The organism is Embleya sp. NBC_00888 (genome assembly GCF_045207655.1).
In the GTDB taxonomy this organism is placed as follows: Bacteria; Actinomycetota; Actinomycetes; order Streptomycetales; family Streptomycetaceae; genus Embleya.
In genome coordinates this window covers 2,747,944-2,774,534 of record NZ_CP108785.1, presented here as the reverse complement: position 1 = coordinate 2,774,534, position 26,591 = coordinate 2,747,944, and the positions used below count along the sequence as shown (strand labels likewise).

The window sequence follows — 26,591 nt, the reverse complement described above, 5'->3', positions numbered from 1 at the left end:
GGCCGGCCGACGCCGGATCCGAAGCGAGGTCGTCTTCGGCTCCGCGACCGCGTTCGTTCCGCCGGGTCATCGCCGACGCGCGTGATTCGGTCGGAACGAACGCCGGGAACGGACCGCGCACGCCTGCCCGATCGGCGTCCGCGTCGCGCGTACCTCGTTTCACCGTCCACCGGGTGGACTCGCCTGCCGAACGCGCCCATCGCCGGCTAAGCTGACGGACGCAGTCGGTTCGCCCTGCCCGCCAGGCAGGCGCGTCGTAAGAGGGAACCCGGTGTGAATCCGGGACTGCCCCGCAGCGGTGAGTGGGAACGACCGCCGTCAACAGCACTGGGCCCGAGTCGGGCCCGGGAAGCGACGGCCAGTAGGAGTCCGCCCTTTCGGTGGACGCGCCCACGAGTCCGAAGACCTGCCACTGCCCGTGTGCCGACGAGGCGCACGGTGATCTCGGTGACCTCGTGGGCGGGTCGGCGGACAACCCGGTGGCACACGTGCGCGACAGCGCCGAAACGGCCCCGCGGCTTGCCCTCCCTTCGCGCCCTCGATCCGTCCCGGGATTCCGGAGACAGCTCGCGAAGGAGAGTTCCGTGACCACCAAGTCCGCAGCCGCGGCAACCCGCGCCACCGTGTACGGCTACCCCCGACAGGGCCCGCGCCGGGAGTTGAAGAAGGCCATCGAGGGCTACTGGGCCGGTCGGGTCACCGCCGACGGGCTTCGCGACACCGCGGCCGAACTGCGCCGCGCCAACCGCGATCGGCTCGCCGATGCCGGCGTGCACGAGGTGCCCACCGGTGACTTCTCGCTCTACGACCACGTCCTGGACACCACCGTGATGGTCGGCGCGATCCCGCCCCGCCACCGTGCGGCCGTCGAAGCCGACGCCCTGGACGGCTACTTCGCGATGGCGCGCGGCACCCAGGAGGTGGCGCCGCTGGAGATGACCAAGTGGTTCGACACGAACTACCACTACCTGGTCCCCGAACTCGGCCCCGACACCGTGTTCTCCGCGAACTCCCGCAAGCAGGTCGCCGAGTTCGAGGAGGCCGTGGCACAGGGCGTCACCGCCCGGCCCGTACTGGTCGGCCCGATCACCTATCTGCTGCTCGCCAAGCCCGCGCCCGGTGTCGCGGCCGACTTCCAGCCGCTGACCCTGTTGGACCGACTGCTGCCGGTGTACGCCGAGGTGCTCGCCGATCTGCGCGCGGCCGGCGCCGAGTGGGTGCAACTGGACGAACCCGCGCTGGTCCAGGACCGCAGCTTCGCCGAACTCAACGCCATCGCGCGCGCCTACCGCGACCTCGGCGCGCTCGCGGACCGGCCCAGGCTGCTGGTCGCCTCGTACTTCGACCGCCTCGGCGAGGCGTTGCCGATCCTGGCCAAGGCGCCGATCGAGGGGCTCGCCCTCGACTTCACCGGAGCCGCGTGCGCCAACCTGGACGCCCTGGCCGCCGTCGGCGGACTGCCCGGCAAGCGCCTGGTCGCCGGCGTCGTCGACGGGCGCAACGTGTGGATCAACGACCTCGGCAGGTCGCTGGCCACCCTGGGCACCCTGCTGGGCCTGGCCGAGCGCGTCGACGTGGCCGCGTCCTGCTCCCTGTTGCATGTGCCCCTGGACGCCGGCGACGAGCGCGATATCGACCCGCAGATCTCCCGATGGCTCGCCTTCGCCCGGCAAAAGACCGAGGAGATCGTCACGTTGGCCCGCGGCCTGGGCCAGGGCACGGACATCATCGCGACCCACCTCGCCGCCAACCGGGCCGACCTGGCCGCGCGCAAGGCCTCCGCGCTGACCCACGACCCCGCCGTACGCGCCCGCGCCGCCGCGGTCACCGACGCGGACGGCCGGCGCAGCCTGCCCTACGCCGAGCGCGCCACGACCCAACGCGCGCACCTGGGGCTGCCGTTGCTGCCCACGACCACGATCGGCTCCTTTCCGCAGACCGGCGAACTGCGCACCGCCCGCGCCGATCTGCGCGCCGGACGCATCGACGAGGCGGGCTACGAGGAACGCATCGAGTCCGAGATCCGCGACGTGATCTCCTTCCAGGAGAAGGCCGGGATCGACGTCCTGGTGCATGGCGAGGCCGAACGCAACGACATGGTGCAGTACTTCGCCGAACGACTCACCGGATACGTGGCCACCCGGCACGGCTGGGTCCAGTCCTACGGCACCCGGTACGTGCGCCCGCCGATCCTGGCCGGCGACATCTCCCGTCCCGAGCCGATGACCGTGCGCTGGACCTCGTTCGCCCAGTCGTTGTCCGACCGCCCCGTCAAGGGCATGCTCACCGGACCCGTCACGATGCTCGCGTGGTCGTTCGTGCGCGACGACCAGCCGCTCGGAACCACCGCCCGGCAGGTCGCCCTGGCGCTGCGCGACGAGGTCGACGACCTGGAGGCAGCCGGTGGTTCGGTCATCCAGGTGGACGAACCCGCGCTGCGCGAGACGTTGCCGCTGCGCGTCGCGGACCGCGCCGAATACCTGGCCTGGGCCACCGAGTCGTTCCGGCTGACCACCTCCGGCGTGCACGCGGCCACCCAGATCCACACGCACATGTGCTACGCCGAGTTCGGCGACATCGTGCAGGCGATCGACGACCTCGACGCCGACGTGATCAGCCTGGAGGCCGCCCGTTCGCACATGCAGGTCGCCCGGGAACTCGCCGCCCACGGCTACCCGCGCGAGGCCGGTCCCGGTGTGTACGACATCCACTCCCCGCGCGTCCCGAGTGCGGAGGAGGTGAGCGCTCTGCTGCGCGAGGGGTTGACCGCGATCCCCGCCGAGCGGCTGTGGGTCAACCCCGACTGCGGCCTCAAGACCCGCGGTTGGCCCGAGGTTCGCGCCTCGCTGGAGAACCTGGTGGCGGCGGCGCGCGAGGTACGGGCGACGCTCCCCGACGCCGCGTCCTGAGTCGAGACCGCCGGGGCGGGGCAGGCGCGCCCCGCCCCGGCGGTCCGGGGTCGTCCCGGCGGCCACGCGCGCCCGAACGGTGCGCGATTGTCCGCCGCGGGCTCACGGTTGGTGACGAACGGCACCGTGATCGCCCGCTCGTGCTGTTGTCCGACAGCCGGAATGCTCCGTATGCTGCACATGCCGACGTGTGTCGGCACCCTCAACTTCATAGTTCGAAACCCAGGGGAAGCCGGTCGAAATCCGGCACTGACCCGCAACCGTAGGCGGTGGCCGACAGGCCGCCGCGAGTCGGAATGCCTGGGTGCGTACGAATTGAAGGCTCCAGCTGTCGTGGACTACACGCTGAGGCCCGGACCCCCGACCGATGCCCGGCATCGGTCGGCTCCCGGGACGCGTTGGTCTCGGAAGGGTCCCATCGATGTCCTGGCTCACCGTGAGGAACACCGGCGCCGTCGCGGTCTGCGGCGCGGTCCTGGTCGCGGCCTCCCCCGTCTTCTCCGCGTCGGCAGACGCCGCGAACCCGCACGCCGACAACGCCGTCGCGGCGGCGAAATGGCAGGCCGGGGAACTGGTCGACGGCGGCATACCGGGCTTCGCCGGCTCCGACTGGGGCCTGACCATCGACACGATGATGGCGTTGTCGGCCACCCGCTCGCAGCCCGTCGCGCTCAAGGCCGCGGCGGACGCGGTGGCCGCCAACATCCGCAAGTACAACAGCGCCGAGGAGTGGGGCATGCCCGGCTCGCGGATCGCGGGTGCCACCGCGAAGGTACTCTTCGCCGCCGTGGTCGCCGACCGCGATCCGACCAGGTTCGGCGACCTGGACATGCGCGCGGAGACGCTCGACCTGATCGCCGGGGCGGACGCCGGCGACGACGCGGGTCGCATCCGGGACAAGCTCACCGGCAGTCCCGACTCGAGCAACGCGTTCGGGCAGTCGCTGGCCGTGCTGGGCCTGGCCCGCAGCGGTGGGGTGCCGCAGAGCGCGGTGGACTTCCTGATCAAGCAGCAGTGCCCCAGCGGCGGATTCCGGTTGTACCCGGGCCAGTTGGGCAGCACCGGCGCAACCTGCCAGGACACCCCGACCACCGTGCTGGACCCGGACTCGACCGGCATGGCCGTGCAGGCGCTGCTCTCCGCGGCGACCGAGAGCAAGTCGGTCGGTGCCGCGGCCGCAGCGAGGAAGGGCGCGGACTGGCTGAAGTCCAAACAGCGCGAGGACGGTTCGTTCGGCGGCTCCGGACCCACCGCGGCATCGAACACCAACAGCACCGGCCTGGCCGGCCAGGCCCTGCACGCGGCCGGCTTCCCGACCGAGGCGGACAAGGCCGCCGCGTGGGTGGCCAAGCACCAGATCACCACCGACAACGCGGGCGCCGCGACCAAGGACGTCGGCACGATCGCCTACAACGCGGAGGCCCTCACCTCGGCCCAGGCCGAGGGCATTCCGGACTTCCAGCGCGACCAATGGCGCCGCGCGACCCCACAGGCCCTGCTCGTGCTGACCGACGTCCCGCTCGGGGACCTCGGCAAGGCCCCCACCCAGCCGACCGGTACCGCCACGACCTCGCCGAAGCCGACCGACTCCGGCACCCCGGGGCCCACCGGCTCGGCCACTCACACCGGGTCGCAAACGCCGTCCGCGTCGACGTCCGCCACACCCACCACCTCGCTCAGCCAGACCGCGAGCGCGTCGATCACCGCGTCCGCGACGACCACGACCACCGCCGCCGGCACCGGCGGTTCGGTGTCGGGCGGCACGAGCAGCTCGGGTGGTGGCGGCACCACGAAGGGCGGCGGCGGAAGCCTCGCCAGGACCGGTGCCCAGGTCGGCGGGCTGCTCATGCTCTCCCTCGGACTGGTCGGCACCGGCCTCGCCGTCCGCGCCGGCGCGCGGCGCAAGAGCGGAAAGCACACATGAGGCGCCGCGGGAGTGGCGGCCGAACAGCCCGCGTGGTCACCGCGCTTGCCCTGCTCGCGCTGCCCGCCACCGCCCAGGTCACCGTCGCCGCGCCGACCGCGCACGCGGTCGACACCTCCAAGGGCACCCCCGGCTACTGCCCGGACGCCAACGGTGTCACGGTGGTGATCGACTTCCAGGAACTGGGCGGCACGACCATCGTGCGCTGCGCACGAGGTGACCAGGCCACCGGCCACGCCGCGCTCAAGAACGCGGGCATCGAGATAGCCGGTGTGGCCCGCTGGGGCGAGGCGTTCATCTGCCGGGTCGAGGGCAAGCCCGGCGCGAACTCCGAGCCGTGCATCGACACGCCTCCGGCCGGCGCCTACTGGTCGTACTGGCATTCCCCCAACGGCGGTTCGTGGACGTACAGCCAGTGGGGTGTGATGAACCGCAAGCCGCCGCCCGGCAGCTTCGAGGGCTGGTCGTTCTCCAAGAACAAGACCGAGACCACCAACCCGCCCCCGCGCGTGGCACCGGCACGCCCGGCGACGCCCACACCGCCGAATTCGCCCGCGACGAACAACCCGCAACCGCCGCCGGCCAACGGCGGATCGGGCGGCGGTACGACCTCGGCCGGGAACGGAGGCCGCACCGACTCCGGTGGGGGTGCGCCCGGCACGACCGGGACGGCGTCGTCGGGTTCGACGACCACGACCTCGGGAACCGACCCCCTCGCGCCGGGGCCGGGTGTCGCCGGCAACCCGATGGAGTCCGAGCAACCCACCGAGTCCGCGGCACCCTCGGCCCCCGCCGCGGCCGAGACGTCCGCGACCGCCTCCACCGATCCGGGCTCACCAGGCGCCTCCACTCAACCCTCCGGTATCACTCCACAAGGTCAGACCTGGACCGGAGGGGAGGAGTTGGCGACCAGGAAGCGCGACGGGATCCCGGCCACGACCATCGTCGGGACAGCCCTGCTCGTGGCGATCTGCGCGGCGGCCGGGTTCACCACGTGGCGTCGACGTACGCGCGCCGACGGGTCGAGTTGAGCACGCCCCGGGCGGGGCACCGGCCGTCTGCCGCCGCGTTCCGGCTTGGCGGTAGCCGGTTGCCGCGCACCGTGCATCCCGGCGCCTGGTGGTTGTGGGCGCTGGGCCTGGCCACCGCCGCAAGTCGCACCACCAACCCGCTGCTGCTGGCGCTGATCCTGGCCGTGGCCGGATTCGTCGTCGCCAACCGGCGCGGCGACGCGCCGTGGGCGCAGGCGTTTCGCATGTACCTGTTCCTGGGCCTGTTCATCATCGTGATGCGCGTGTTGTTCCGGATCATCTTCGGTGCGGGGGCCGCGAGCGGCCATGTGCTCGTCGACCTCCCGGAGATCCCGTTGCCCGCGTGGGCGGCGGGCATCCACCTGTTCGGCCCGGTGTCCCTGGAGCACGTGCTGGGTGGGTTCTACGACGGGCTGCGGCTGGCCACGATGATCGTGTGCCTGGGCGCGGCGAACGCACTCGCGAGCCCGAAACGCATGCTCAAGGCGGTGCCCGCGGCGCTGTACGAGGTGGGCGCGGCCGTGGTGGTCGCGCTGTCGGTGGCACCCCAACTGATCGAGAGCGTGCATCGGGTACGCCGCGCCCGCCGGCTGCGCGGCGGCGCGCAGAAGGGCATGCGGGCGCTGCGCTCGATCGCGATCCCGGTGCTCCAGGACGCGCTGGACCGCTCCCTCGCGCTCGCCGCCGCGATGGACTCGCGCGGGTACGGCCGCAACCGGCACCTGCCTCGGGCCATCCGACTGCTCACCGGCGTACTGACCCTGGTGGGCCTGATCGGCGTCTGCGTGGGGGTGTACGCGCTGCTCGACGGCAGCGCCCCGCGCTATCTGGGCGCGACCATGCTGCCCGGCGGGATCCTGGTCGCCGGTATCGGCTTCGTGCTCACCGGCCGGCGGATCAACCGCAGTGTCTACCTGCCGGACCGCTGGCGGTTCGCCGAATTCGCGGTCGCCGCGTGCGGGTTGGGCACCGGTGCGCTGCTCTACCTGACCAGCCGGATCGACGCCGGGAACCTCTATCCGTCGCTGAGCCCGCTCGCGTGGCCCGAGTTGGCCCCGCTGCCGGTGCTCGCGCTGGTCGTGGGCGCGCTGCCCGCGTGGCTGGCACCGCCGCCCCCGCTCACCGTGCCCCGGCTCGGCGACACCGTGCCCCGGCCGGACGCGACGGCCCGCACACCGACCCCGGGCCCGGCCGATGCCGGCACCACCATCAGGGAGAAGTCCGTCCGGTGATCGAATTCCGCGACGTCACCATCACCTACGCCGACGCGCCCGAACCCGCGCTCCGCGACGTCGAACTGAGCATTCCCGAAGGGGAGTTGTGCCTGGTCGTCGGTCGCACTGGGGCCGGCAAGTCCACCCTCCTGGGCGCGATCAACGGTCTGGTCCCACACTTCACCGGCGGCACCCTGCGCGGCAGCGTGCTCGTCGACGGCATCGACACCCGCTCCCGGCCGCCGCGCGAGTTCGCGCATCTGGTCGGCGTGGTCGGCCAGGACCCCCTCGCGGGTTTCGTCACCGACACGGTCGAGGAGGAACTCGCCTACGGCATGGAGCAGTTGGCCATCCCCTCGCCGGTCATGCGCAAGCGCGTCGAGGAGACCCTGGACCTGCTGGGCATCGCCGAACTGCGCCATCGCCCGCTGCGCACCCTCTCCGGCGGCCAACAACAACGCGTCGCGATCGGCTCGGTGCTCACCGCGCACCCGCGCGTACTGGTCCTGGACGAGCCCACCTCCGCGCTGGACCCGACCGCCGCCGAGGACGTACTCGCCGCGATCACCCGGCTGGTCCACGACCTGGGCATCACCGCGATCGTCGCCGAGCACCGCATGGAACGTGTGGTGCAGTACGCCGACCGACTCGTGCACCTGCCCGGCGACCGCACCGTCCGCGACGGCCCGCCTGCCGAGATCCTTCAGACCTGCGACATCGCCCCACCGGTGGTCGAACTCGGTCGGCTCGCCGGTTGGTCACCCCTGCCGCTGTCGGTGCGCGACGCCCGCCGCCTGGCCGCGCCGCTGCGCGCACGCCTGGCCGGCCGGACGCCGCCGCAGCCGGGTCCGCCCGCCGGCCCGTCGGCCTCGTTGTTGACGGCACGCCGGATCATCGTGCGCTACGGCGACGTGATCGCGGTACGCGGCCTGGATCTGGACCTGCCTCCCGGGCGGGTGACCGCGTTGATGGGCCGCAACGGCTCCGGCAAGTCCTCGCTGCTGTGGGCCCTTCAGGGCTCCGGACCCCGCCAGGGCGGCACGGTGGACGTCGCCGGCGACGATCCGGGCAAGGCCGCCCCACAGCGCGCCCGCGCACTGGTCGGCCTGGTCCCGCAAACCCCCGGCGACCTGCTCTACCTGGAGACCGTCGACGCGGAATGCGCCGAGGCCGACCGGGAATCCGGTGTCGAGGCCGGCGCGTGCCGGGCGTTGCTGGACCGCATCGCGCCCGACATCGACGGCGCCCTGCACCCGCGCGACGTCTCCGAGGGGCAGCGCCTCGCGCTCGTCCTGGCCATCCAACTCGTCGCCGCGCCACAGGTCGTGCTGCTGGACGAGCCCACCCGAGGGCTCGACTACCACGCGAAGCGGCGGTTCGTCCGCGTGGTGCGTGAACTCGCGGACGCCGGACGGGCGATCGTGCTCGCCACACACGACGTCGAATTCGTCGCCCAGGTCGCCGACCGTGTGGTGGTGATGGCCGAGGGCGACATCGTCGCGGACGGCCCGACCGCCGAGGTCGTGGTGTCCTCACCGGCGTTCGCGCCACAGGTGGCCAAGATCCTCGCCCCCGCGGAGTGGCTGACCGTCGCCACGGTCGGCGACGCCCTTGCCGCCGACGCGGCCGACGCCACCGACCGTTCGCGGCCCGTCCCGTCGGAGTCCGCGCCCGCTCCACGCGACGTTCGCGGCCGTGCCGCAGACCGGGAGACGACCGGATGACGATCGCACCGACCCCGACCAAACGCAGCAACGCCATCCGGATCACCCCGCGCACCGCGATCGTGCTCACCATCGCCTCGATCGCGGGCCTGGCGATGTTCCTGTGGCCGCTGTTCGCCTCGCCCTCCCCGGAATCGGCCGCGCACTCGGGCGACGCGCCGCTGATCTTCGCGGTCACCCTGCCGTTCGTGGTCGCGGTGGTGCTGGCCGAGATGACCAGCGGCGGTCTCGACTCCAAGGCGCTGGCCATGCTCGGCGTGCTGTCCGCGATCAACGCGGCCCTGCGTCCGCTGGGGGCCGGCACCGCGGGCATCGAGACGGTGTTCTTCATGCTCGTGCTGGCCGGGCGGGTGTTCGGGCCGGGTTTCGGCTTCGTGCTCGGCTGTACGTCCCTGTTCGCCTCGGCCCTGTTGACCGCCGGGGTCGGGCCCTGGTTGCCCTTCCAGATGCTCGCCTCGGCGTGGGTCGGCCTCGGCGCGGGGCTGCTGCCGCAACGCGTGCGCGGCAGGAGCGAGATCGTGATGCTGGCCGGCTACGGGGTGTTCTCCGCGTATGCCTTCGGCTTCCTGATGAACATGTGGTTCTGGCCGTTCCTGGCCGACTCGGAGAGCATGGTCGGCCCAGCGTTCGTACCCGGCGACGGCATCCTGGACAACCTGCACAGGTTCTTCGTGTTCACCATGCTCACGTCCACCTTCGGCTGGGACACCGGGCGCGCGATCACCAACTGCGTGGCGATCGTGCTGGTGGGCCCGGCAGTGCTGGCCGCGCTGCGCCGCGCGTCCCGCAGAGCGGCGTTCGAGGCGCCGATCGTCTTCGAACCCGCCCGGGCGGACGCCGACCACCCGAGGGCGGGCACCGCAGAAGCCGCGGGCACGGCGGGCACTACGGCCGGCACGGCCGCCGCGGAGGGAAAGGTACCGCCGAAGGGAGGCGGCACCGCGCACGGTCGCACTCGTGACCGAAACCGTTGATCCGTCCTCGTTCATCGCGCCGGCGGGCCCGACCGCACCCCCGCGACCTCGGGCGTACCCGGCGCCTTGTCATCGGACCCGAGACGCCTGCCCGGGCGACCGGCGGCGTACCCGCGAGGGGGGACCGATCAGCCCTGACGCGTAGCCCGGTTCCGACCGTCGAGCGATCCGCGCCCACGCCGACCTCTGGGAGGTTCGTAGCGCAGGGACCGATCGGTCCGTCAACGGGAGGAACACTGATGCACCAGGCGAAATCGCAGGCCACGCACCCGGATTCGAAGACCGCGCGAACGTCCGCCGGCCGGCTGCGACGCGTCTGGCGGGCCGCGCACGAGCCCGTCCCGGGGGTGCCGACCTGGGCGCGTCGGGCCGCGTACGCCGTGCCCCTGGTCGTCCTGCCGTCAAGCGTCTGGCGCCTCGGGGTGATCTTCGGTGACGACAAGCGCGGGGGGATGTTGCCGGACTGGGCCATGGACGGCTACGTCGTGCTGCTGTCCGTCCTGTCCGAACTCCTCGCGTTCACGGCGATCGGCCTGATCGCCCGCTGGGGCGAGGTGTTCCCACGCTGGGTCCCGATTCTGCGCGGCCGCCGGGTGCCGACGGCCGCCGCCGCGGTGCCCGCCGCGATCGGGGCGACCGTTCTCACCCTGATGTGGACGGCGATCGGAGTCCTCACGGAGGTGACGCAGACCAAGCTGAACGGCGATCCGCTGCCGGACGACTTCCCGTCGCGGGCCGGCGGTTGGGAATCCGCCTACTACTACGTGTCCTACGCGCCACTCGTGCTGTGGGGCCCGCTGCTCGCCGCGGTGACCATCGCCTACCTGCGTCGCCGCCGATCCGCCGCCCCCGGCCGCCTGGCCGCCACGGCCGGCTGACCGCCGCACCCGTCCCCGCGGGGGCCGAACCAGGCGGTGATCCGAGATACCGCCCCTCGTCGAGAGGCGGTACCCGTGGCCGGGTCAGGCCCAGTACTCCACATACAGCGAGAACCCGACCGCGCCGTTGCCGGTGCAGTGGTACGTGCTTGCGCCGGCATAGTGCACGTACATCGCGCCGGTGTTCTGGCACTCGGACAGATACCGGTACGTGGCGATGTAAGTGCCGCCCGCGGCCTGCGCCGAACCGGCCCCCGCCGTCACCAATCCCACCGACGCCGTCGCGGCGAGCGCCAGACCCGCCACGCGACGTGTCAACTTCGACATGCTTCCCCCGTTCGTCGATCATGTACGAACGCTCATGCTTCAGGTCGGCCGAGGCGCCGTCAAGATCCTTTCCGAACAACTTCCTTATATGTGGGGGGAGTTGCCGGCAAGCACGGGGTCGGGGGCGATCGCGTGCGGCGACCGTCCGGCACTATGCGAGGTACAACTCCAGTTGGATGCTGTCGGGGTCCCGGAACGCGATCAGGGTGAATCCGGTCCTCGGGGTGACCCGGACCCCGGAGTGGATGACACCGGCTTCGGTCAACCGGGCCTCCCACGCGTCCAGTTCGGCCCGGGAGTCCACCGTCAGGGCCAGGTGGTCGAGTCCGGTCACGTGCTCCTCGAACTCGGCGCCCGCCTCCGGGTGCCGGTGCCGGGTCAGGGCGACGACGACGCCGCTCGGGTGACGCATGATCCGCCGCTCGAAGTCGTCGGTGTCCCACGGGATCAGCGGTGCGAAGTCCAGAACCTCGGAATACCACCGGACCGACGCGTCCAGGTCACGTACGTTCAATGCGACATGGTGGACGCCGGAGAAGCTCGCCTTCGACACGTGTTCCGCCCTTCGTGGCCGCTGTGCCCGCCCACCCGTTCGAGCGGGATCGCCCGAGCCTACTGCGCGCCCGCGCACCCCGTTTCGCGCGCCGAGCGCTCGATCGCGGCAGCCAGGTACTCGGTCAGCGCCCGCACCCGAGGCAACAGGTCCTGCCAATCCTCGCGCTCGGCGCCGAGATAGCCGGCCCGTGCCCGGGCGAGCACGGGTCGGTGCTCGGCCGGGAGGCGTGCGAGCACCCAGTCGGCGGCGGCGTCCTTCGAGGTGATCACCCCGGTCGCGAGCGTCGTTCGGATCCGGGCCAGGGTCAGCAGCACGTTGCGGGTGTCGGTCGCCCACTCGCCGAGCAACTCCGGTACGCCCGCCACGATCGCCCGATTCAGGTCGGCGCGCGGGACCGGGTCGAGCACCTCGTCCGGTGGCGGCCCGAGCAGCGGCGCCCGGCCCAGCAGCGCCATCGTGATCAGCGGCGCGAGATCCGGGCTCGATGTCGGTGCCGGCGTCTCGCCACGCTCGTACTCCTCGCGCAGCCACTCGCCGTACTGGAACTCGCAGCGCGGCGGGTAGCGCCACGGCCTGACCTCGGATTGCACGACGACGGTCAACTCCACCGGCCGCGCGGGCCCGTGTCGGGCGCGCTCGCCGGAGATCTCCAAGGTCGCCTCGACCAGTGCCCGGCGTCGCGTCGTCGTGGTGCCGTGGCGCACGACGACCAGCACGTCCACATCACTGTGCGGGCGCAGGCCGCCGAGCACGGCGGAACCGTGCAGGTACATGCCGATGACGTCGTTGGTGTCGAGCGTGTCGCGCACCACGCGAACGACGTCATCGGTCGATGCCACCCGTGTGCTCTCCGTCCCTTGCCGGACGCGGGCCGCCGACAGGCGGCCCACCCCTTCGCCTGCATCGCATGGTAGGAAGTCGACCTCCCGGGCACCAACCGGTTTCGGCCGGCGTGGCAGAGGCGCGGGTGGGCCCTGCCGAGTCGCGCCCGAGTCGGCAGGCCCCCGCGCGGTCGAGATCAGCCCAGGATCGGGGTGGTCTGGGCCGAGGCGATCCGCCAGTCGTCGTCCTCCTTGACCAGCACGTAGGTGAGTTGTCCGGAGGACGCGGGCAGGGCGGGTGTGGCCGAGTCCTCCGCGCCGACGTTCGGCCGTCCGTCGAAGACCTGCTTGAGGCAGGCCACGATCGCCACGTCCGCGCGGACGAAGTGCACGTCCTGGATCTCGGCGGTGGTGGTCACATCCGCCAGGGGCGAGGCCAACGCCTGTCGCATCGCCGCGGTCAGCGCGGCCCGGCCGGACACGCGGCGTCCCCCGAAATTGACGATGTTCACCTCGGCGGTGTGCAGCGCCATGAGCCCCTCGATATCGTTCTGAAGCCGCACTGCGTCCGCGACGAGACGACGGATGGCGACGAGGTCGGACGATTCGGTGCTCATGTGAACTCTCCCGAGTGGTTGGTGTCGCAAGGGCGGCGCGCCCTCCGGGAACGAGTATGGAACCTCAAGGAAACTTGAAGTCAATCACCCTGGTCGGAGCCCCGAAACGACCCCTGCGCCGCGTCACACCACCCGTACGTCCACGCCCAGCTCGCGCAGCCCCGACACCGCGTCGGCCGGCGCGCTCGCGTCGGTGATCACGATGTCGAGGTCGGTGGCCGGGCACACGTGACCCAGGCCGGTGCGACCGAACTTGTTTCCGGCGCAGACCGCGACGACGCGCTGCGCCGAGGCGATGGCCGCCTGCTTGACCGGGACCTCGGTGAGGTCGTTGGCGGTCAACCCGTGTGTCACGGACAGACCGCAGACGCCCAGCACGGCGGTGTCCACCCGCAGTGTGCGCAGCGAGGTCTCGGTGAGGTGGCCGCCGAGCGTCAGGGCGCCGGGCGTGGTCTGGCCGCCGGGAACCAGCAGGCGGACGTCGGGCGCGTTCCCCAACAGGTGGGCCGAGTGCAGGTCGAGCGGGACCACGGTGACCCGGCGTCGGGCCAGCACGCGCGCGATGGCCAGGCTCGTGGTGCCGCCGTCCAGGATCAGCGATTCGCCGTCGGTGACCAGGGAATCGAACTCGGCGGCGATCCGGCGTTTGCTCTCCGGCGCCTCGTGCTCGCGCACACCGAAGGGCAGCACCTCGCCGCGCAGCACGAGGCTGACCGCGCCACCCCGGACCCGCCGCAGGACCCCCTGTTCGGCGAGTTGGTCGAGGTCGCGCCGGATGGTCATCTCCGAGCAACCGGTCTCCTCGGCCAGTTCGGCCACGGTGACACGTTCCGTCGTACGCATTCTCTCGATGAGCGAAAGTTGCCGCTCCGCACCTTCCATGTGTTCAATCAAACGTGCTGTATGTTCGAAAGTCAATCGACGACTCGATCGAGGAGCTCTCATGCGCACGGAGTGGATCGTCTTCGACTTCGGCGGGGTCATCTGTATGCCACCGCCGGACCACGCGGGGGAGGCGCTGGCCCGAGCACTCGGGGTCACCCAGGAGCGGTTGTGGCCCGCCTACTGGCCGGATCGGGCGGCCTACGACGCCGGCATCACCGACGCCGCCGGGTTCTGGCGCGGGGTGTGCGCGGGCCTGGCACGGCCCGCACCGGATCCGGAACTGGTGGACCTCCTGGTGGCCGCGGATCTCGACGCGTGGATGCACCTGAATCAGGAAACCCTGGACCTGCTGGCCGAGTTGGGCGCACTCGCCGACCGGGGCATCGCCCTGGCGCTGCTCTCCAACGCCCCGGCCGAGATGGCCCGACGGATCGAAGAGCAGCCCTGGGCGGCGCTGTTCCGGCACCGGGTGTTCAGCGCCGACCTGGGCCTGGCCAAGCCCGACCCACGCATCTACCGGCACCTGTGCGAGCGGCTGGACGCGCACCCCGGCCAACTCCTCTTCGTCGACGACCGTGCGGATAACCTGGACGCGGCCCGGGAGTTGGGCATCGAATCGGTGCTGTTCACCGACACTCCCACGCTCCGTGCCGCGCTCGCCGGGACCCGTTTCGCGGGATCGATCCGGTGAGCGCCGGGCGCGACGGCGGGCCCGGCGACAGACCCGGACGACAGGAGCACCCGGGCGCGGCCACGATCGGAACCGTGCGCACCGAGGACGCCCCGGCGCCGGACCCGGCGGCACCCGCGCCGGCCGCCGGGCCACCGGACGACGCCCCGGCGTTCCCACCCGGCGCGGCGATCGCGGCCTGTGTGGCCTTCGTGCTGATCGGCGCGCTCCAGGCGCTGTACGGACCGGCCATCCCGGCGCTGCGCGACGAGTTCGACCTCGGCCCCGCCGGAGCCGGCCTCGCGCTCAGCGCGCACTTCGCCGGCGCGCTGCTGGGCGTACTCGGCGGCGCGGCGCTGCGACGCCGCCGTCCGGATCGCCAACTCCTCGCCGTGTCCTGCCTGTCGATGGCGGCGGGCGCGGTCGGCTTCGGCCTCGCCGGGAGTTGGCCGCTCGCCTTGGCCGCGGTGTTCGTGCTGGGGCTCGGGTTCGGTGGCATCGACTACGGGCTCAACGTGATGGTCGCGGCCGGATTCGGTCGCCGCGGACCGGCCATGCTCAACATCCTCAACGCGCACTTCGGCCTCGGTGCGATCGCCGGACCGGTCCTGCTCGGCGCACTCGGCGCCGGCCGCTATCCGGCGGTGTTCGTCGGCTGCGGCGTGGTCTGCGTGCTGCTCGTGCCACCGCTGCTCGCGGTGCGCGACACCCCGGTCGGCACCGGGACCCGCGCTCCGCGCCCCGGGCCCGCGCCGGGTACGACGGCGCTGCTCGTGGCGGCCTTCGTCGGCGTGTACATCCTGCACGTCGGGATCGAGACCGGCGTCGGCGGTTGGGAGCCCACCCATCTGGAGGCGCTGGGCCATTCCACCTCGACCGCGGCCGGTGCGACCGCCGGGTTCTGGCTCGCGATGACCGTCGGCCGGTTCCTGGTCGCGCCGATCAGTCTGCGGTTGAGTCCGCAGATCGTGGTGCTGGCCGGTTGTACAGCGATGACCGGCTTCCTCTTCCTGGCGGCCGTGCCGGTGTTGGCGCCGTACGCCTATCTGGGCGTCGGGCTCGCCATCGCCCCGATCTTCCCGACCGGCCTGGCCTGGCTCGCCGCCCGGGTACCGGGCTCGGCGAGCGCCGCCGCGTGGGTGATCGCGGCCTCGATGATCGGCGGCATCGCCTTCCCGCCGCTGCTCGGCGGGGTCTTCGAGGTCACGTCCTCGGCGGGCTCCATTCCGCTGTTGCTGGGAGCCCTGTCGGTGCTGTGTCTGGTGGCCGCGGTGGGCTGCGCCCGGATCGGGCGGTCGGTCGGCGCCGGTCGCGGCTGAGCGGCGAGCGCGGTTGCCGAGGGGTTGCCCAGGGGTCGCCGCGCACAGCCACCGAGCGGGGTCGCCGAGGGGTCACAGGACGGGATTCCCCGGCGCACGCGGGCCCACCGGTCCGGCACATCCGCCGAGTGCCGCGGCGCCGCGTGGTGCCGGCGTCGCACGTACCGCCGGCGCAACGGTCCGCCGACGTCCGACCGGGTCGGAGGTCGGCGGACCGGAACCGGATCTCGCCGCGGTGCACGGGAGCGCCCGGTCGGCGCGCGGGTGTCACGCCTGCTTGGCCTCGATCTCCAGGACGATGGTGATCTTGTCGCCCACGGCCGCGCCCGCCGGGCCGCCGGTGACGCCGAAGTCGCCGCGGCTGATCTCGGTGGTGGCGGTGAAGCCCGCGACCGGGTTGCCGTCGAAGCCGGTACCGAAGCCGTTGACCTCGAGTTCGAGGGTGACCGGCTTGGTCACGCCGCGCAGCGTGAGGTCGCCGTCGACCTGGTAGACCACGGAGGACTCGGCGCGGATACCGGTGGACACGAAGGTCAGGCTCGGGAACTCGTCGGTGTCGAGGAAGTCCTCGTTGCGGATGTGGTCGTCCCGCATCTTGTTGTTGCTGTTGACCGAGGCGGTCTCGATGGTGGCGGTGACCGTCGACTCGAGCGGGTTCTCGGCGGTGACGATCGAGCCCTCGAAGGTGTCGAAGCGCCCGCGCACCTTGGCCACGCCCAGGTGGCGTACGGAGAACGAGACGTCCGAGTGGACCGGGTCGATGGCCCAGGTGCCCGCGATGTAGCCGGGAACGGTCTCGACGGAGGTGGTCATGGGAGCTCCTTGGGGTGCACTGCGACGGGATGTGTCGATCGGCCGCCGCAGACCGCGACGGGTTTTGTTGAACGCTCAGGAACATAGCACCCACAAGTTGAGTGTTCAACAAGACCTATGCTGTTCTCATGAACGACGACGATCGGCTGACCACCTCGGAGCACGAGATCTGGCGCTCGTACTTCACCGGGACCAGGGAACTCGCGGCCCATCTGGACCGGCGGATGCGCCGCGAGGCAGGCATGCCGATGACGTATTTCGAGATCCTGGGCCTGCTCGCGGAGTCGCCGAACCGGAGCCTGCGGATGAGCGAGCTGGCCGCGGCGTCGTTGTCGTCGACCAGCCGGGTCTCGCACGCGGTGACCGCCCTGGAGAAGTCGGGATGGGTCTCCCGCTGCCCGGTCGAGGGGGATCGGCGCGGCTGGGTCGCGCGCCTGACCGACGCGGGCCTGACCGCCCTCGGCGCCGCCGAGCCGACCCACGCCGCGACGGTGCGACAACACCTGTTCGACGCGCTGACGCCGACCCAGGTGGCCGCGCTGGCCGAGATCGGCCGGGCGATTCAGGACGGCCTGGGCGTGGTCTGCGCGAGCGCGCGGGCCGCGGCCGCGGGCGTCGACGGCGAGGACGTGGACGGGAGGGAGACCGAGGAGATCGACACCGGGATGGACTGTCCGCTCGAAGGACTCGACGAGACCGCGTGTGCGGGAGACGGCGGAGCCGGCCGTCAGGCGGCCCGCCGCCCCCGCCCCACGCCCTAGGCCCGGCCGGTGGGCCGGGTGCCGATCACGACCGTGGCGTACCACTCCTCGGACTCCACGACCCGCGGGATCAGGCCCGCGCGACGGAAGACCTCGACGGCCCGCGGGGCCTGCCGTTCGCTCGTCTCGACCAGCAACCGGCCGCCCGGGGCGAGCCAGTCCGGGGCCGCCGCGGTGACCCGGCGCTGCACGTCCAGGCCGTCCGTGCCGCCGTCCAGGGCCACCCGGGGCTCGTGGATCCGGGCCTCCGAGGGCAGCAGTTGCAACTCGTCGGTGGGTACGTAGGGCGTGTTCGCGACCAGGACGTCGATCCGCCCGCGCAGCGTCGCCGGCAGCGGTGCGAAGAGATCGCCCTCGAAGACCCGGTCGGCGGCGATGTTGCGCCGAGCACACCGCACCGCCGCCGGGTCGATGTCGGCGGCGTACACCTCGACTTGGTCGACCGCCGCCACCAGGGCCGCGCCCAGCGCGCCGGAGCCGCAGCACAGGTCGACCACCACGGCGCCGGGACGGGCCAGCGCGACGGCCTGGTCCACCAGGAACTCGGTACGCCTGCGCGGGACGAAGACCCCGGGGTCGACGACGATCCGCAGACCCCGGAACTCGGCCCAACCGAGTACGTGTTCGAGCGGAAGGCCGGCGACGCGGCGATCCACCATGACCGCCAGCTCGGCCGGCGAGGCCGCCGCGGCGACCAACAGTTCGGCCTCGTCCTCGGCGAATACGCAGCCGGCGGTACGAAGCCTGGTGACGATCACGGATGTGGGCCACGGTGACGCGGAAACCGACATGAGAGCCTTTCGGGATGCCGAAGGGTGCTCTCGTGGACTCACCTATGCCAGGTGGGCCGCACGGTCGTGGAAGGAGAGCACCCGACTTGATACAGCGGTAATCGGTGCCACCTCCTCGAACTCGGATCCGGGTTGCCCACGGTTGGGCGCGGCGGCCACACTACCGGACGCGAACCCCGCCGTACGCCGGGGTCGCGTCACCCGCGCCCGTGCCCGCGATTCACGCCGGAGGGTGCGCCGTACGCGAGGGTCGCGTGTCCGCATCCGCACCGCGCCGGTCCACGGCGACCAGGACCAGGCCGGCCAGGACGAGCGCGGCGGTGCCCAGGAAGCCCGCCGGGTAGCCCGCACCGCCGATCAGCGCACCGAACCCGACCGCGCCGATGCCCATGCCCGCGTCGAACGCGAGGTTCCACAGCGCGCTGACCCGGCCGAACTCGTGTGGTGCGACCCGCTCGAACATCAGCGACTGGGTCACGTTCTGGGCCGTGCCGAAACCGGCCCCGAACAACGCGGCGCCGATCAGCACGGTGACCGGCTCGTCCGAGCGGGCCAACAGCGCGGTACCCAGCGCGGTGGCCGCGATCGACGGCGCGAACAGCCGGGCGTGCCCGTGCCGATCGCCGTACCACCCGGCCCACCAACGGGCCGCCGGCGTGGTCCCGGATTGCGTCAACAGCGCGAGCGTGACCAGGGAAAGCCGATTCGAGGACACCGCCAGTGGCAGGAACGTGAGAATCACGCCCGCCGCGAACGTGCAAGCCGCGAAGACCACCGCCGGCCGGGCGAGCGCACCGGTACGCAGGCCGGCCAACACGCCGCCCCGGTCCGTCGAGGCCGCCGGTCGGTTCGTCGGCAACGCGATCGCGCTGCCGAGCGCGCCGAGCGCGCACGCCGTCGAGAGGGCGAACACCGCGGTGAACCCGAGGTGTTCGCTCATCCACAGACCCAGCGGCAGGCCCAGGATCGCCGGTACGCCGACCGCCGCCCCGTACAGCCCGAGCCCCTCGCCGCGCCGTTCCGGTGGCACCGACTCGGCGGCCAACGCGGTGCCCACCACCATCAGGATGCCCAGCCCGCCACCGCGCAACAGACAGACACCGACCACCAGGGGCAGTGTCGAGGACACCGCGAGTGCCATCGTGGGCACCCCCAGCAGCAACAACCCCAGCGCGAACACCGCCCGATAGCCGAACCGGGCCAGCAGCGCGGGCACCGCGAGTTCGGCCGCCACGGTCGACGCCATCAACGCACCGGTGACCAGTCCGGCCGCGCCCACCCCCGAGTTCGTCCCGTCCGCCGCCCGGGCGACATACAACGGCACCACCGACAACAGCAGATAGAAGCTGGTCATCGCGCCGCAAGCGGTCACGATGGTCGCCACCATCGTGCGACCGAGAATCGGTCGCCGCGTCGTTCCCTCCACCAAGCACGGCACATGCGCACCCATGGAAACCCCCAAGGAATCGGGTCGATTCGAACACCACCCACGCTGCCCGAGTCCAACCGGCGGCACATCCGGCAAACTCCCCGACCCACCCCCGGCAACCTCCCTATGTCGCCCCGCATACCCCCCACCCGGGGCGGCGGCAACCGGGCGCCCGATCGCAACCGGGTTGCCGCCTGCCGCCTCGGCCGGGGGCGGCTCGGGGGCCGCTCGGCGCGCTCGAGGCTGCCTGGGCACGGCTCGGCGGCAGGCGCACGCGGCGGGGCCTGCCGGCCCGCGGCTTCCGAAGCGTCCGGCGACCCGTCCGGCCCGGCCCCCGCGTTCGAGGACGCGTCATTCGACGCCCGGCGGAGGACGGTCGGCCCGATTCGATCCGGCCCTGCGACGTGCCTCGCCGCAGGACGCGGGACCGTGCGTGCAGGTGGCCGATGGCCCGATGAGCCCGGTGCCATGCTTGCGGGATGGACAGGACTGAGGGGTGGGCGGTGCCGTTGGTCGGGCGGGAGGCGGAGATGGGTGCGCTCGGGCGCGCCTGGGAGCGGGTCGGCACGGACGAGGCCATGGTCGTGCTCGTGCGCGGGGACGCGGGGATGGGGAAGTCGCGGCTGGTGGGCGAGTTCGCCGCCGGCCTCGGCGGCCGGGTGCGCGTCTCGCGCGGCGGTTGTCTGGACATGGGGCCGGACAACCTGCCGTTCGGGCCGTTCGTGACCGCGCTCCGCCGGCTGATCCGCGACCTCGGCGTACCGGCCGCCGCCGCGGCGCTCCCGGGCGGCGGGCGGCGCGGGCTGGCCCGGCTGTTGCCCGAAATGGGCGAGCCCGTACCCGAGGCGGATCCCGACCTCGGTCGCGCCCGGCTCTTCGAAGAGGTGCTGATTCTGCTCGAACACGCCGCCGAGGAACGACCTTTGCTGCTGATCCTGGAGGACCTGCACTGGGCCGACCGATCCACCTGCGAACTCCTGGCGTTCCTGGCCCGCAACCTCGACCGACCCGGCGTCCTCGTCCTGGGCACCCACCGCCCGCTCCTGCCGCACGCCGACGACCCCTTCGCCGCCCTTCCCGGCCTGCTCGCCCGGCTCGGCAACACCCGAGTCCTCGACCTGGCCCCGCTCGACCGCCCCGAGGTGGCCCGCCAACTCACCGACCTGCTCGGCCGGCCGCCCGACCCGCAGCACCTGGACCGGGTCCACCGACGCAGCGAGGGCAACCCGCTGTTCGTCGAGGCGCTCGCCGGCACCGACGCCGAAACCCCGGCCCCACTATCGGAGTTGCTGCTCGCCGAGGTGCACCGTGTGCCGGACCGCGGCCGCCGGGTACTGCGCGCCGCGGCCGTCGCCGGCACCACCCTCGGGCACACCCTCCTGCGCACCGTCACCGAACTCGACGACGTCGCGCTCGAGGACGCGCTGCGCCCGGTGATCGACGCGCGACTGCTGGTCGCCGGCGGCGACGGGTACACGTTCCGGCACACGCTGATCCGCGACGCCGTCTACGGCGACCTGCTGCCGGGCGAACGGATCCGGCTGCACGCCCGATGCGCCCGGGCGCTCACCGCCGACCCCGCGCTCGCGCCCGAGGGCCGGGCCGCCGCCGAACTCGCCGCGCACTGGTACGCGGCCGGCGACCGGGCCCGCGCGTTCGCCGGCGCGTGGCACGCCGCGGGGGCCGCCGGGACGGCATACGCCTACGCCGAGCGGCTGACCATGCTGGAACGTGTCCTGGACCTGTGGGACGCGGTACCCGATCCCGTCGGCGACCTGGGCGCGGACCGGATCCGGGTGCTCGAACTCGCCGCCGACGCCGCCGCGCACGGCGGTGCGGCGGGCCGAGCCGAGAACCTGCTCACCGCCGCCCTGCGCGACCTCGACCCGGTGCGCGATCCGGAACGCACCGCGCTCGCCCTGGAGAGCCGGGCCGCCGCCCGCGAGCGCACCGGCCGCGACGCGCTGCCCGACCTGGAACGTGCGGTACGCCTGGCACCCGCCGACCGCGGCACGCCCACCCGGGCCCGGCTGCTCGCCTCACTCGCCGGCACCCTTGCCGCCCGCGGCCGTGACCGGATCGCGTGCGAACACGCCCACGAGGCCCTGCGACTGGGCGAGGCGGTCGAGGACGGCTCGGTCCGGGCCCGCGCGCTGACCACACTGGCGACGCTGGTCGCGCGCACGGGCGAACTCGCGCCGGCCGTCGAGCTGTACGGGCAGGCCACGCGCATCGCGCGAGCGGACGGCCGCGACGACGACCTGCTCGCCGCGATCGCCGGCGAGGCCGACGCGCTCCAGGCCGCGGGCGAACACCGGGCCGCCGCCGAGGTGGCCCGGCACGGCGTGGCCACCGCGCGGGACCTGGGCCTGGCCCGATCGCGCGGCACCCTGCTCGCCGCGAACCTGGCCGAACCCCTGGTCGCGCTCGGCCACTGGACGGAGGCGGTGGAGATCCTCACCGACGCCATCGCACTGGACCCGCCGCCGGTGTACCTGGCCTGGTTGTGCGTCGTCCGCGCCGAACCGGCGGCGGCCATCGGGGCGCACGACGTGGCGGCCGAAGCGTTGCGTGCGGCGCGGTCCGCGCTCGGGCCGCCGCACACCCAGGAGACCTGTCTCGAACCGGACGCACTGGCCTGTCGACTCGCGTACGCCCGCGGTGACCTGGCCGAGGCGGAACACGTCCTGGACCACGTCCTGGCCGAACACGACCTCACCTCGAGTCGGCGCTACGCGTGGCCGCTGCTCGTGGTCGGGTGGCGGGTCCAGCGAGCGCGGCACGCGCAGGCCGTCCGGGACCCGGCCGGCCGCGCCGCGATCGACGCGCGCCGGGTCGAACTGCTCGCGCTGGGTGCGAAACTCCCGACGCCGGGCCGCGTCCAGGAGGCGCACCGGCGTACCTTCGAGGCGGAGGCCGGGACCGGTCCCTGGGCCGAGGCGGTCGCCGCCTGGCGGGCGATCGAGCAGCCGTACGCGCTGGCCGACGCCCTCCTGGGCAGTGCGACGGCGGCCCTGGCCGCGGGCGACCGTGACCTGGCCGCCGCCCAAGCCCGCGAGGGCGACACGTTGGCCGGCCGGCTCGGTGCTCGCCCGCTGCGCACCCGATTCGGGCAACTGGCCCGCCGAGGTCGGCTGAACCTGACGCCCGAGCCGAGCGTCGGCGCCGTCAGGCCGCCCGATGCCCGCAGCCGACTCGGGCTTACTGCAAGGGAGTTCGAGGTCCTGGGCCTGGTCGCACAGGGCATGGGCAACCGCCCGATCGCCGAACACCTCTTCATCTCCACCAAGACCGCCGGCGCCCACGTTTCCAACATCCTGGCCAAGCTCGCCGTCACCTCGCGCACCGAAGCCGCAGCCCTGGCCCACACCCTCGACCTCTTCCCAGCCGAGACCCCGTGACCCGACGCCCATGACCCGACGCCCGTCACGCCCTAAGGCCACCGGTGTCCCGCCGCGCCGCCGTCCCAGCCCCGGGGGCGACCGCGCGCGTCGAGGAGGTTCGCGACGTACCCCGGGACGTGCAGCCCGCCGCCGGTGGCCCGGCCGCGCCCGGAGCCCTGGCGGCGGCCGACGCACCGGATGTTCTCCCAGGCCCAGGCCTCCGTGCCGGCCATGCGATGGTGCATCGCGGACACGCAGCGCCCCAGCACCAGTTCGGTCTCCGGGTCGGCCGCCGCCGCGCCGCGCCCGCCTTGCAGGGCCCGCCGTGCGGCCATGAAGTCGGCCACCCGATCCTGGATCCGCGCGGCCACCGCCGCCTGCGCGTGCTCGCGGCCGACGTGCTCGACGTACGCCAGCACGCCGACCAGGTCGGCGGGCGGGTCGGCGCCGGCGCCGTCCCGGGACGCGTAGTAGTCGCCGGTCCAAGAGACCACGTCCGCCTGGGCGTTGCGGACGTCGTCGTAGGCGGCGCCGTCCCGAATCGCCACCGGGAGTTCGCCGCCCGCGAGGTACTCGTCGAGCAGCAGGCACGGGAACTGCCCGCCGGCGACCCGTCGATACCGGATGTAGGCGTCCACGCCGCAGGAGAGTTCCCGGGCCGCCGGATGGGACGTGTTCGCCGACCGGCGCGCCACCCGGTGCAGCGTTTCCACGCCCTCGACGACGAATTGCTCGCGCCACTTCGCGCTCATGGCCGGATACACCCGTTCCAGGATGTCCGCCAGGGCGTGCGCCATCGCGCCGGCGCCGGGTTCGGCCCGTCCGGTGCGGTACACCGATTCGATCTGATCGATCAGGTGTCTCTCCGTGGGCGCGTTGTGCTCCTCGGGTTCGGCGTAGCGGTCGTGGATGAGGAACTGCCATGCGATGAACTGCGCGTACAGGCAGAGCAGATCCGCGGTCGCGTCGGGATGGGTATAGGCGGCGAGATCGGCGAGTCGTGCTCCGATCAGTCGCTTCTCGATGCCCGGGCCGTCGAGCAGGTGGTGCCGCCGGGCCCAGGCGAGCAGCCCGCATTCCGCGTCGGGCGCGTGCGGATTGCGGTCGAGGGCGAACGGCAGTGGTATTCGCGGGGGATGTGCCTCGACCATGGGGGGACTCCATTCGTCGTCGAAGGGTGGTGCGGCCAAGGGGTTTCCGCGTACTGCGGACCTTCCCGGCCACCACCGGCTCCCGAACGCGACGATGCCGGCGTCCGGGACGTCACACAGCGATATCGCCCGTTTCCACCACAGGACGAATGTGGATCTGCTACGGATCGTCCGAATGACTCTGCCCGACGGGTGCGGGGCGCGGCGCTCACGCCGGCAGCAACGTCCCCACCAGCTCGGCGAATTGCTCCGGGGTGATGATCTCGACGCCGAGTTTCTCCGCCTTGGCCCGCTTGGAGCCCGCCTTGTCCCCCGCGACGACCAGGGCGGTCTTGGCGGACACGCCGGAGGACGCGGTGCCGCCGGCGCGCTCGATCAGTTCGTTCATCTCGTTGCGGGACAGTGCCGCCAGTGCCCCGGTCATCGAACCCGTCACCACGACCGACTTCCCGGTGAGGGGGCCCGCCTCGATCGGGCCCGACGCGCCGCCCTGCTCGGCCTCGGCCGCGCTCTCGGCCGCGACCGGTCGCCCACCGGGCTCGGTCATGTTCACCCCGGCGGCGACCAACTTGTCGATCACGTCGGCGAGTTCGGCCAGTTCGGCGACGATCACCGCCGCCTTGCCGGGACCGATCCCCTCGACCTGTGCCATCGCCTCCACGTCCGCCGCCCGGATCGCGTCCATCGTGCCGAAGTGCCGGGCGATCCGCCGCGACATCGACCGACCGGTCTGCCGCACGCCCAGCGCGCACAACACCCGGCTGAGCGGCTTGACCCGAGCCTCCTCGATGCCGGCCAACAGCTTGTCGGCGATCTTGTCCACCCGGTCCAGCGCCAGGAACTGTTCGCGGGTCAGGGTGAACAGGTCGGCCATGTCGACGACCGCGCCGGAGGCGACGAGTTGCCCGACGATCCGGCCGCCGATGCCCTCGATGTCGAGCTGGTCGCGGCCGACCGCGTACAGGATCCCGGCCTGGAGACCGCACGCGCGGCCCTGCGCGCACCGCCAGCGCTGCTGCGAGGTGTCCAACTCGCCGCCGCACTGCGGGCAGGCGGTGGGGAACTCGATCGGCGTCTCGTCGCCGGTGCGCACGTGCACCAGCGGGGCCTCCACCCGGGGGATGATGTCGCCCGCCTTGTACACGCTGACCTGGTCGCCGATCATCAGCCCGCGCCGTTCGATGTCGGCCGGGTTGTGCAGCGTGGCGAAGCCGACGATGCTGCCGTCGATCTCGATCGGGTCCAGGATCGCGCGCGGCGCGATCACCCCGGTCCGGCCGACCGCCCAGTCCACGCCGACGAGCCGGGTGATCTTGTGGACGGCGGCGAGCTTGTACGCGATCGCCCAGCGCGGCGCGCGCGACCCGTTGCCCGCGTCGGCCTGGTCCTGCGCGCTGTCGGCCTTGATCACCACGCCGTCGATGCCGAACGGCAGGTCGGCGCGCGACCCGGCGATCTCGTCGACGGCGGCCTGCACCTCCTCGACGCTCGCGCACACCCGCAGCCGCGCCGAGGTCCGCCCGGTGGTGAGCACGCCGAGCGCCTCGACCCGGGCCATCACCGCGGAGTGGTCGGCGGTGCGCAACTCCTCGGCGAACGCGCTCTCGTCGTCGGCGAGCGGCAGCGCGACGTAGCCGAAGAAGGTCATCGGGATCACGTACGGCCGGTCCTTGGCCCGCAGCGTGCCGGCCGCGCCGCCGCGCGGGTTGGCGAACACCGTCGCGCCGTGTTCCCGACGGATCTCGTTGGCCGCCTCGAACTGCTCCGCGGTGAGCAGGACCTCGCCGCGCACCTCGATCGAGACCGGCTCGGTCAGCCGATCCGGCAGGCCGACGACGGTGCCGATCGCGTGCGAGACGTCCTCCCCGGCGACGCCGTCGCCGCGCGTGACCAGCCGCTCCAGTCGACCCTCGCGGTAGCGCACCGCGACCGCGAGGCCGTCCATCTTCGGCTCCACCGTCAGCGCCGCGACCGGCCGCTTGATCCGTCGCTCCAGCGAGGCGGCCCACGCGGTCAGGCCCTCGGGATCGAACACGTTGTCCAGGCTGAGCATCGGCACCGTGTGCGGCACGTCGCCGCCGGACAGCGCGCCCGCCGCGACCTTGCCCACCGGCGACTCGGCGAGCACCCGGTCGGGGTGCTCGTGCTCGTACACGCCGATCCCGCGCAGCAGGCTGTCGTACGTGTCGTCGTCGAGGGTGGACTCGGCGCCGCCGTAGTAGGCCCGCGCGGCGGCGGTCACGGCCTCGACGGCCTGGGCGTACGCGTCGAAGTCGGCGAGAACGGCGGCCGGCGCCGGGGTGTCGGTCATGCGTACATACTCTCGAACCGGACCGACATCGGCCGGATGGCGAGGTGGCGAAACCCGGCCGGACGGCCGCCGCCGCCGGTCCGTCGACCCCCTCACCCGCGCT

General features: G+C 72.8%; 21 protein-coding genes and 2 riboswitches. Of the genes, 11 read left to right on the top strand and 10 right to left on the bottom strand.

All coding sequences use genetic code 11. From position 1 onward, the window contains the following. Window positions 1–208: 208 nt before the first annotated feature. Window positions 209–429: riboswitch (cobalamin riboswitch) on the top strand. A 155-nt stretch (window positions 430–584) separates the two neighbouring features. From metE to OG948_RS46450, 7 genes are all read left to right on the top strand, one after another. Next, entirely contained in the window at window positions 585–2,909 is a 2,325-nt protein-coding gene (metE, locus tag OG948_RS46480) for a 5-methyltetrahydropteroyltriglutamate--homocysteine S-methyltransferase (RefSeq protein WP_331771063.1), read from the top strand. Between the two features lie 181 nt (window positions 2,910–3,090). Next, window positions 3,091–3,232: riboswitch (cobalamin riboswitch) on the top strand. A gap of 98 nt (window positions 3,233–3,330) precedes the next feature. Continuing rightward, window positions 3,331–4,833 carry a prenyltransferase/squalene oxidase repeat-containing protein gene (locus OG948_RS46475; protein WP_331771062.1) on the top strand — a complete coding sequence of 501 codons (1,503 nt, stop codon included), beginning with the start codon at window positions 3,331–3,333 and terminating at the stop codon, window positions 4,831–4,833. After that, window positions 4,830–5,864, top strand: a complete 1,035-nt coding sequence (locus OG948_RS46470) for a hypothetical protein (RefSeq protein ID WP_331771061.1) — start codon at window positions 4,830–4,832, stop codon at window positions 5,862–5,864. The genes OG948_RS46475 and OG948_RS46470 overlap by 4 nt, the downstream gene beginning before the upstream one ends. Continuing rightward, window positions 5,861–7,096: a CbiQ family ECF transporter T component gene (locus OG948_RS46465; RefSeq protein WP_406300900.1), complete on the top strand. Its 1,236-nt coding sequence runs from the start codon at window positions 5,861–5,863 to the stop codon at window positions 7,094–7,096. Before OG948_RS46470 ends, OG948_RS46465 begins: the two co-directional genes overlap by 4 nt. Next, on the top strand, window positions 7,093–8,802 hold the full coding sequence (locus OG948_RS46460; protein ID WP_331771059.1) for an ATP-binding cassette domain-containing protein: 1,710 nt from the start codon (window positions 7,093–7,095) through the stop codon (window positions 8,800–8,802). Before OG948_RS46465 ends, OG948_RS46460 begins: the two co-directional genes overlap by 4 nt. Further along, complete coding sequence (locus OG948_RS46455; protein ID WP_331771058.1) at window positions 8,799–9,776, top strand: ECF transporter S component; 978 nt, start codon at window positions 8,799–8,801, stop codon at window positions 9,774–9,776. The genes OG948_RS46460 and OG948_RS46455 overlap by 4 nt, the downstream gene beginning before the upstream one ends. 239 nt (window positions 9,777–10,015) lie before the next feature. After that, on the top strand, window positions 10,016–10,654 hold the full coding sequence (locus OG948_RS46450) for a hypothetical protein (RefSeq protein WP_331771057.1): 639 nt from the start codon (window positions 10,016–10,018) through the stop codon (window positions 10,652–10,654). A gap of 84 nt (window positions 10,655–10,738) precedes the next feature. On the opposite strand, the gene OG948_RS46445 is transcribed toward OG948_RS46450, so the two are convergent. The 5 genes from OG948_RS46445 to OG948_RS46425 form a co-directional block, all read right to left on the bottom strand. Continuing rightward, a complete protein-coding gene (locus OG948_RS46445) occupies window positions 10,739–10,981 on the bottom strand; it encodes a hypothetical protein (protein ID WP_331771056.1) in 243 nt (80 codons plus the stop codon). 151 nt (window positions 10,982–11,132) lie between these two features. After that, window positions 11,133–11,534, bottom strand: coding sequence for a VOC family protein (locus tag OG948_RS46440; RefSeq protein WP_331771055.1), 402 nt, complete (start codon window positions 11,532–11,534; stop codon window positions 11,133–11,135). Window positions 11,535–11,593: 59 nt separating this feature from the next. Further along, the gene (locus OG948_RS46435) at window positions 11,594–12,376 is read right to left on the bottom strand and encodes an aminoglycoside adenylyltransferase family protein (protein ID WP_331771054.1); all 783 of its coding nucleotides are present in this window, start codon (window positions 12,374–12,376) and stop codon (window positions 11,594–11,596) included. Window positions 12,377–12,555: 179 nt separating this feature from the next. Next, window positions 12,556–12,975, bottom strand: a complete 420-nt coding sequence (locus tag OG948_RS46430; protein WP_331771053.1) for an SgcJ/EcaC family oxidoreductase — start codon at window positions 12,973–12,975, stop codon at window positions 12,556–12,558. 123 nt (window positions 12,976–13,098) lie between these two features. Continuing rightward, window positions 13,099–13,857 (bottom strand): DeoR/GlpR family DNA-binding transcription regulator, encoded by a 759-nt coding sequence (locus OG948_RS46425; RefSeq protein WP_331771052.1) that lies wholly within the window; start codon window positions 13,855–13,857, stop codon window positions 13,099–13,101. 61 nt (window positions 13,858–13,918) lie between these two features. Here OG948_RS46425 and OG948_RS46420 point away from each other — a divergent pair, with 61 nt between their 5' ends. Both OG948_RS46420 and OG948_RS46415 read left to right on the top strand, forming a co-directional pair. Beyond that, window positions 13,919–14,551, top strand: coding sequence for an HAD family phosphatase (locus OG948_RS46420; RefSeq protein ID WP_331771051.1), 633 nt, complete (start codon window positions 13,919–13,921; stop codon window positions 14,549–14,551). Between the two features lie 74 nt (window positions 14,552–14,625). Continuing rightward, window positions 14,626–15,849: an MFS transporter gene (locus OG948_RS46415; protein WP_406300647.1), complete on the top strand. Its 1,224-nt coding sequence runs from the start codon at window positions 14,626–14,628 to the stop codon at window positions 15,847–15,849. A gap of 267 nt (window positions 15,850–16,116) precedes the next feature. On the opposite strand, the gene OG948_RS46410 is transcribed toward OG948_RS46415, so the two are convergent. Beyond that, window positions 16,117–16,662 carry a YceI family protein gene (locus OG948_RS46410; RefSeq protein WP_331771049.1) on the bottom strand — a complete coding sequence of 182 codons (546 nt, stop codon included), beginning with the start codon at window positions 16,660–16,662 and terminating at the stop codon, window positions 16,117–16,119. Between the two features lie 128 nt (window positions 16,663–16,790). On the opposite strand from OG948_RS46410, the gene OG948_RS46405 reads away from it, so the two are divergent. Then, the gene (locus OG948_RS46405) at window positions 16,791–17,423 is read left to right on the top strand and encodes a MarR family transcriptional regulator (RefSeq protein WP_331771048.1); all 633 of its coding nucleotides are present in this window, start codon (window positions 16,791–16,793) and stop codon (window positions 17,421–17,423) included. Here the strand turns inward: OG948_RS46405 and OG948_RS46400 are convergent. Together OG948_RS46400 and OG948_RS46395 are read right to left on the bottom strand one after the other, a co-directional pair. Continuing rightward, entirely contained in the window at window positions 17,420–18,214 is a 795-nt protein-coding gene (locus tag OG948_RS46400) for a putative protein N(5)-glutamine methyltransferase (protein ID WP_331771047.1), read from the bottom strand. The two genes, OG948_RS46405 and OG948_RS46400, sit on opposite strands and share 4 nt — an antisense overlap. Before the next feature lie 220 nt (window positions 18,215–18,434). Next, complete coding sequence (locus tag OG948_RS46395) at window positions 18,435–19,601, bottom strand: MFS transporter (protein ID WP_406300646.1); 1,167 nt, start codon at window positions 19,599–19,601, stop codon at window positions 18,435–18,437. A 521-nt stretch (window positions 19,602–20,122) separates the two neighbouring features. Between OG948_RS46395 and OG948_RS46390 the strand changes: the two genes are divergently transcribed. Next, window positions 20,123–23,044, top strand: a complete 2,922-nt coding sequence (locus tag OG948_RS46390; RefSeq protein WP_331771045.1) for an AAA family ATPase — start codon at window positions 20,123–20,125, stop codon at window positions 23,042–23,044. A 32-nt stretch (window positions 23,045–23,076) separates the two neighbouring features. Here the strand turns inward: OG948_RS46390 and OG948_RS46385 are convergent, their stop codons facing one another. Together OG948_RS46385 and ligA are read right to left on the bottom strand one after the other, a co-directional pair. Next, entirely contained in the window at window positions 23,077–24,177 is a 1,101-nt protein-coding gene (locus tag OG948_RS46385; protein WP_331771044.1) for a hypothetical protein, read from the bottom strand. Between the two features lie 208 nt (window positions 24,178–24,385). After that, the gene (gene ligA / locus OG948_RS46380; RefSeq protein ID WP_331771043.1) at window positions 24,386–26,488 is read right to left on the bottom strand and encodes an NAD-dependent DNA ligase LigA; all 2,103 of its coding nucleotides are present in this window, start codon (window positions 26,486–26,488) and stop codon (window positions 24,386–24,388) included. Between the last annotated feature and the right edge of the window lie 103 nt (window positions 26,489–26,591).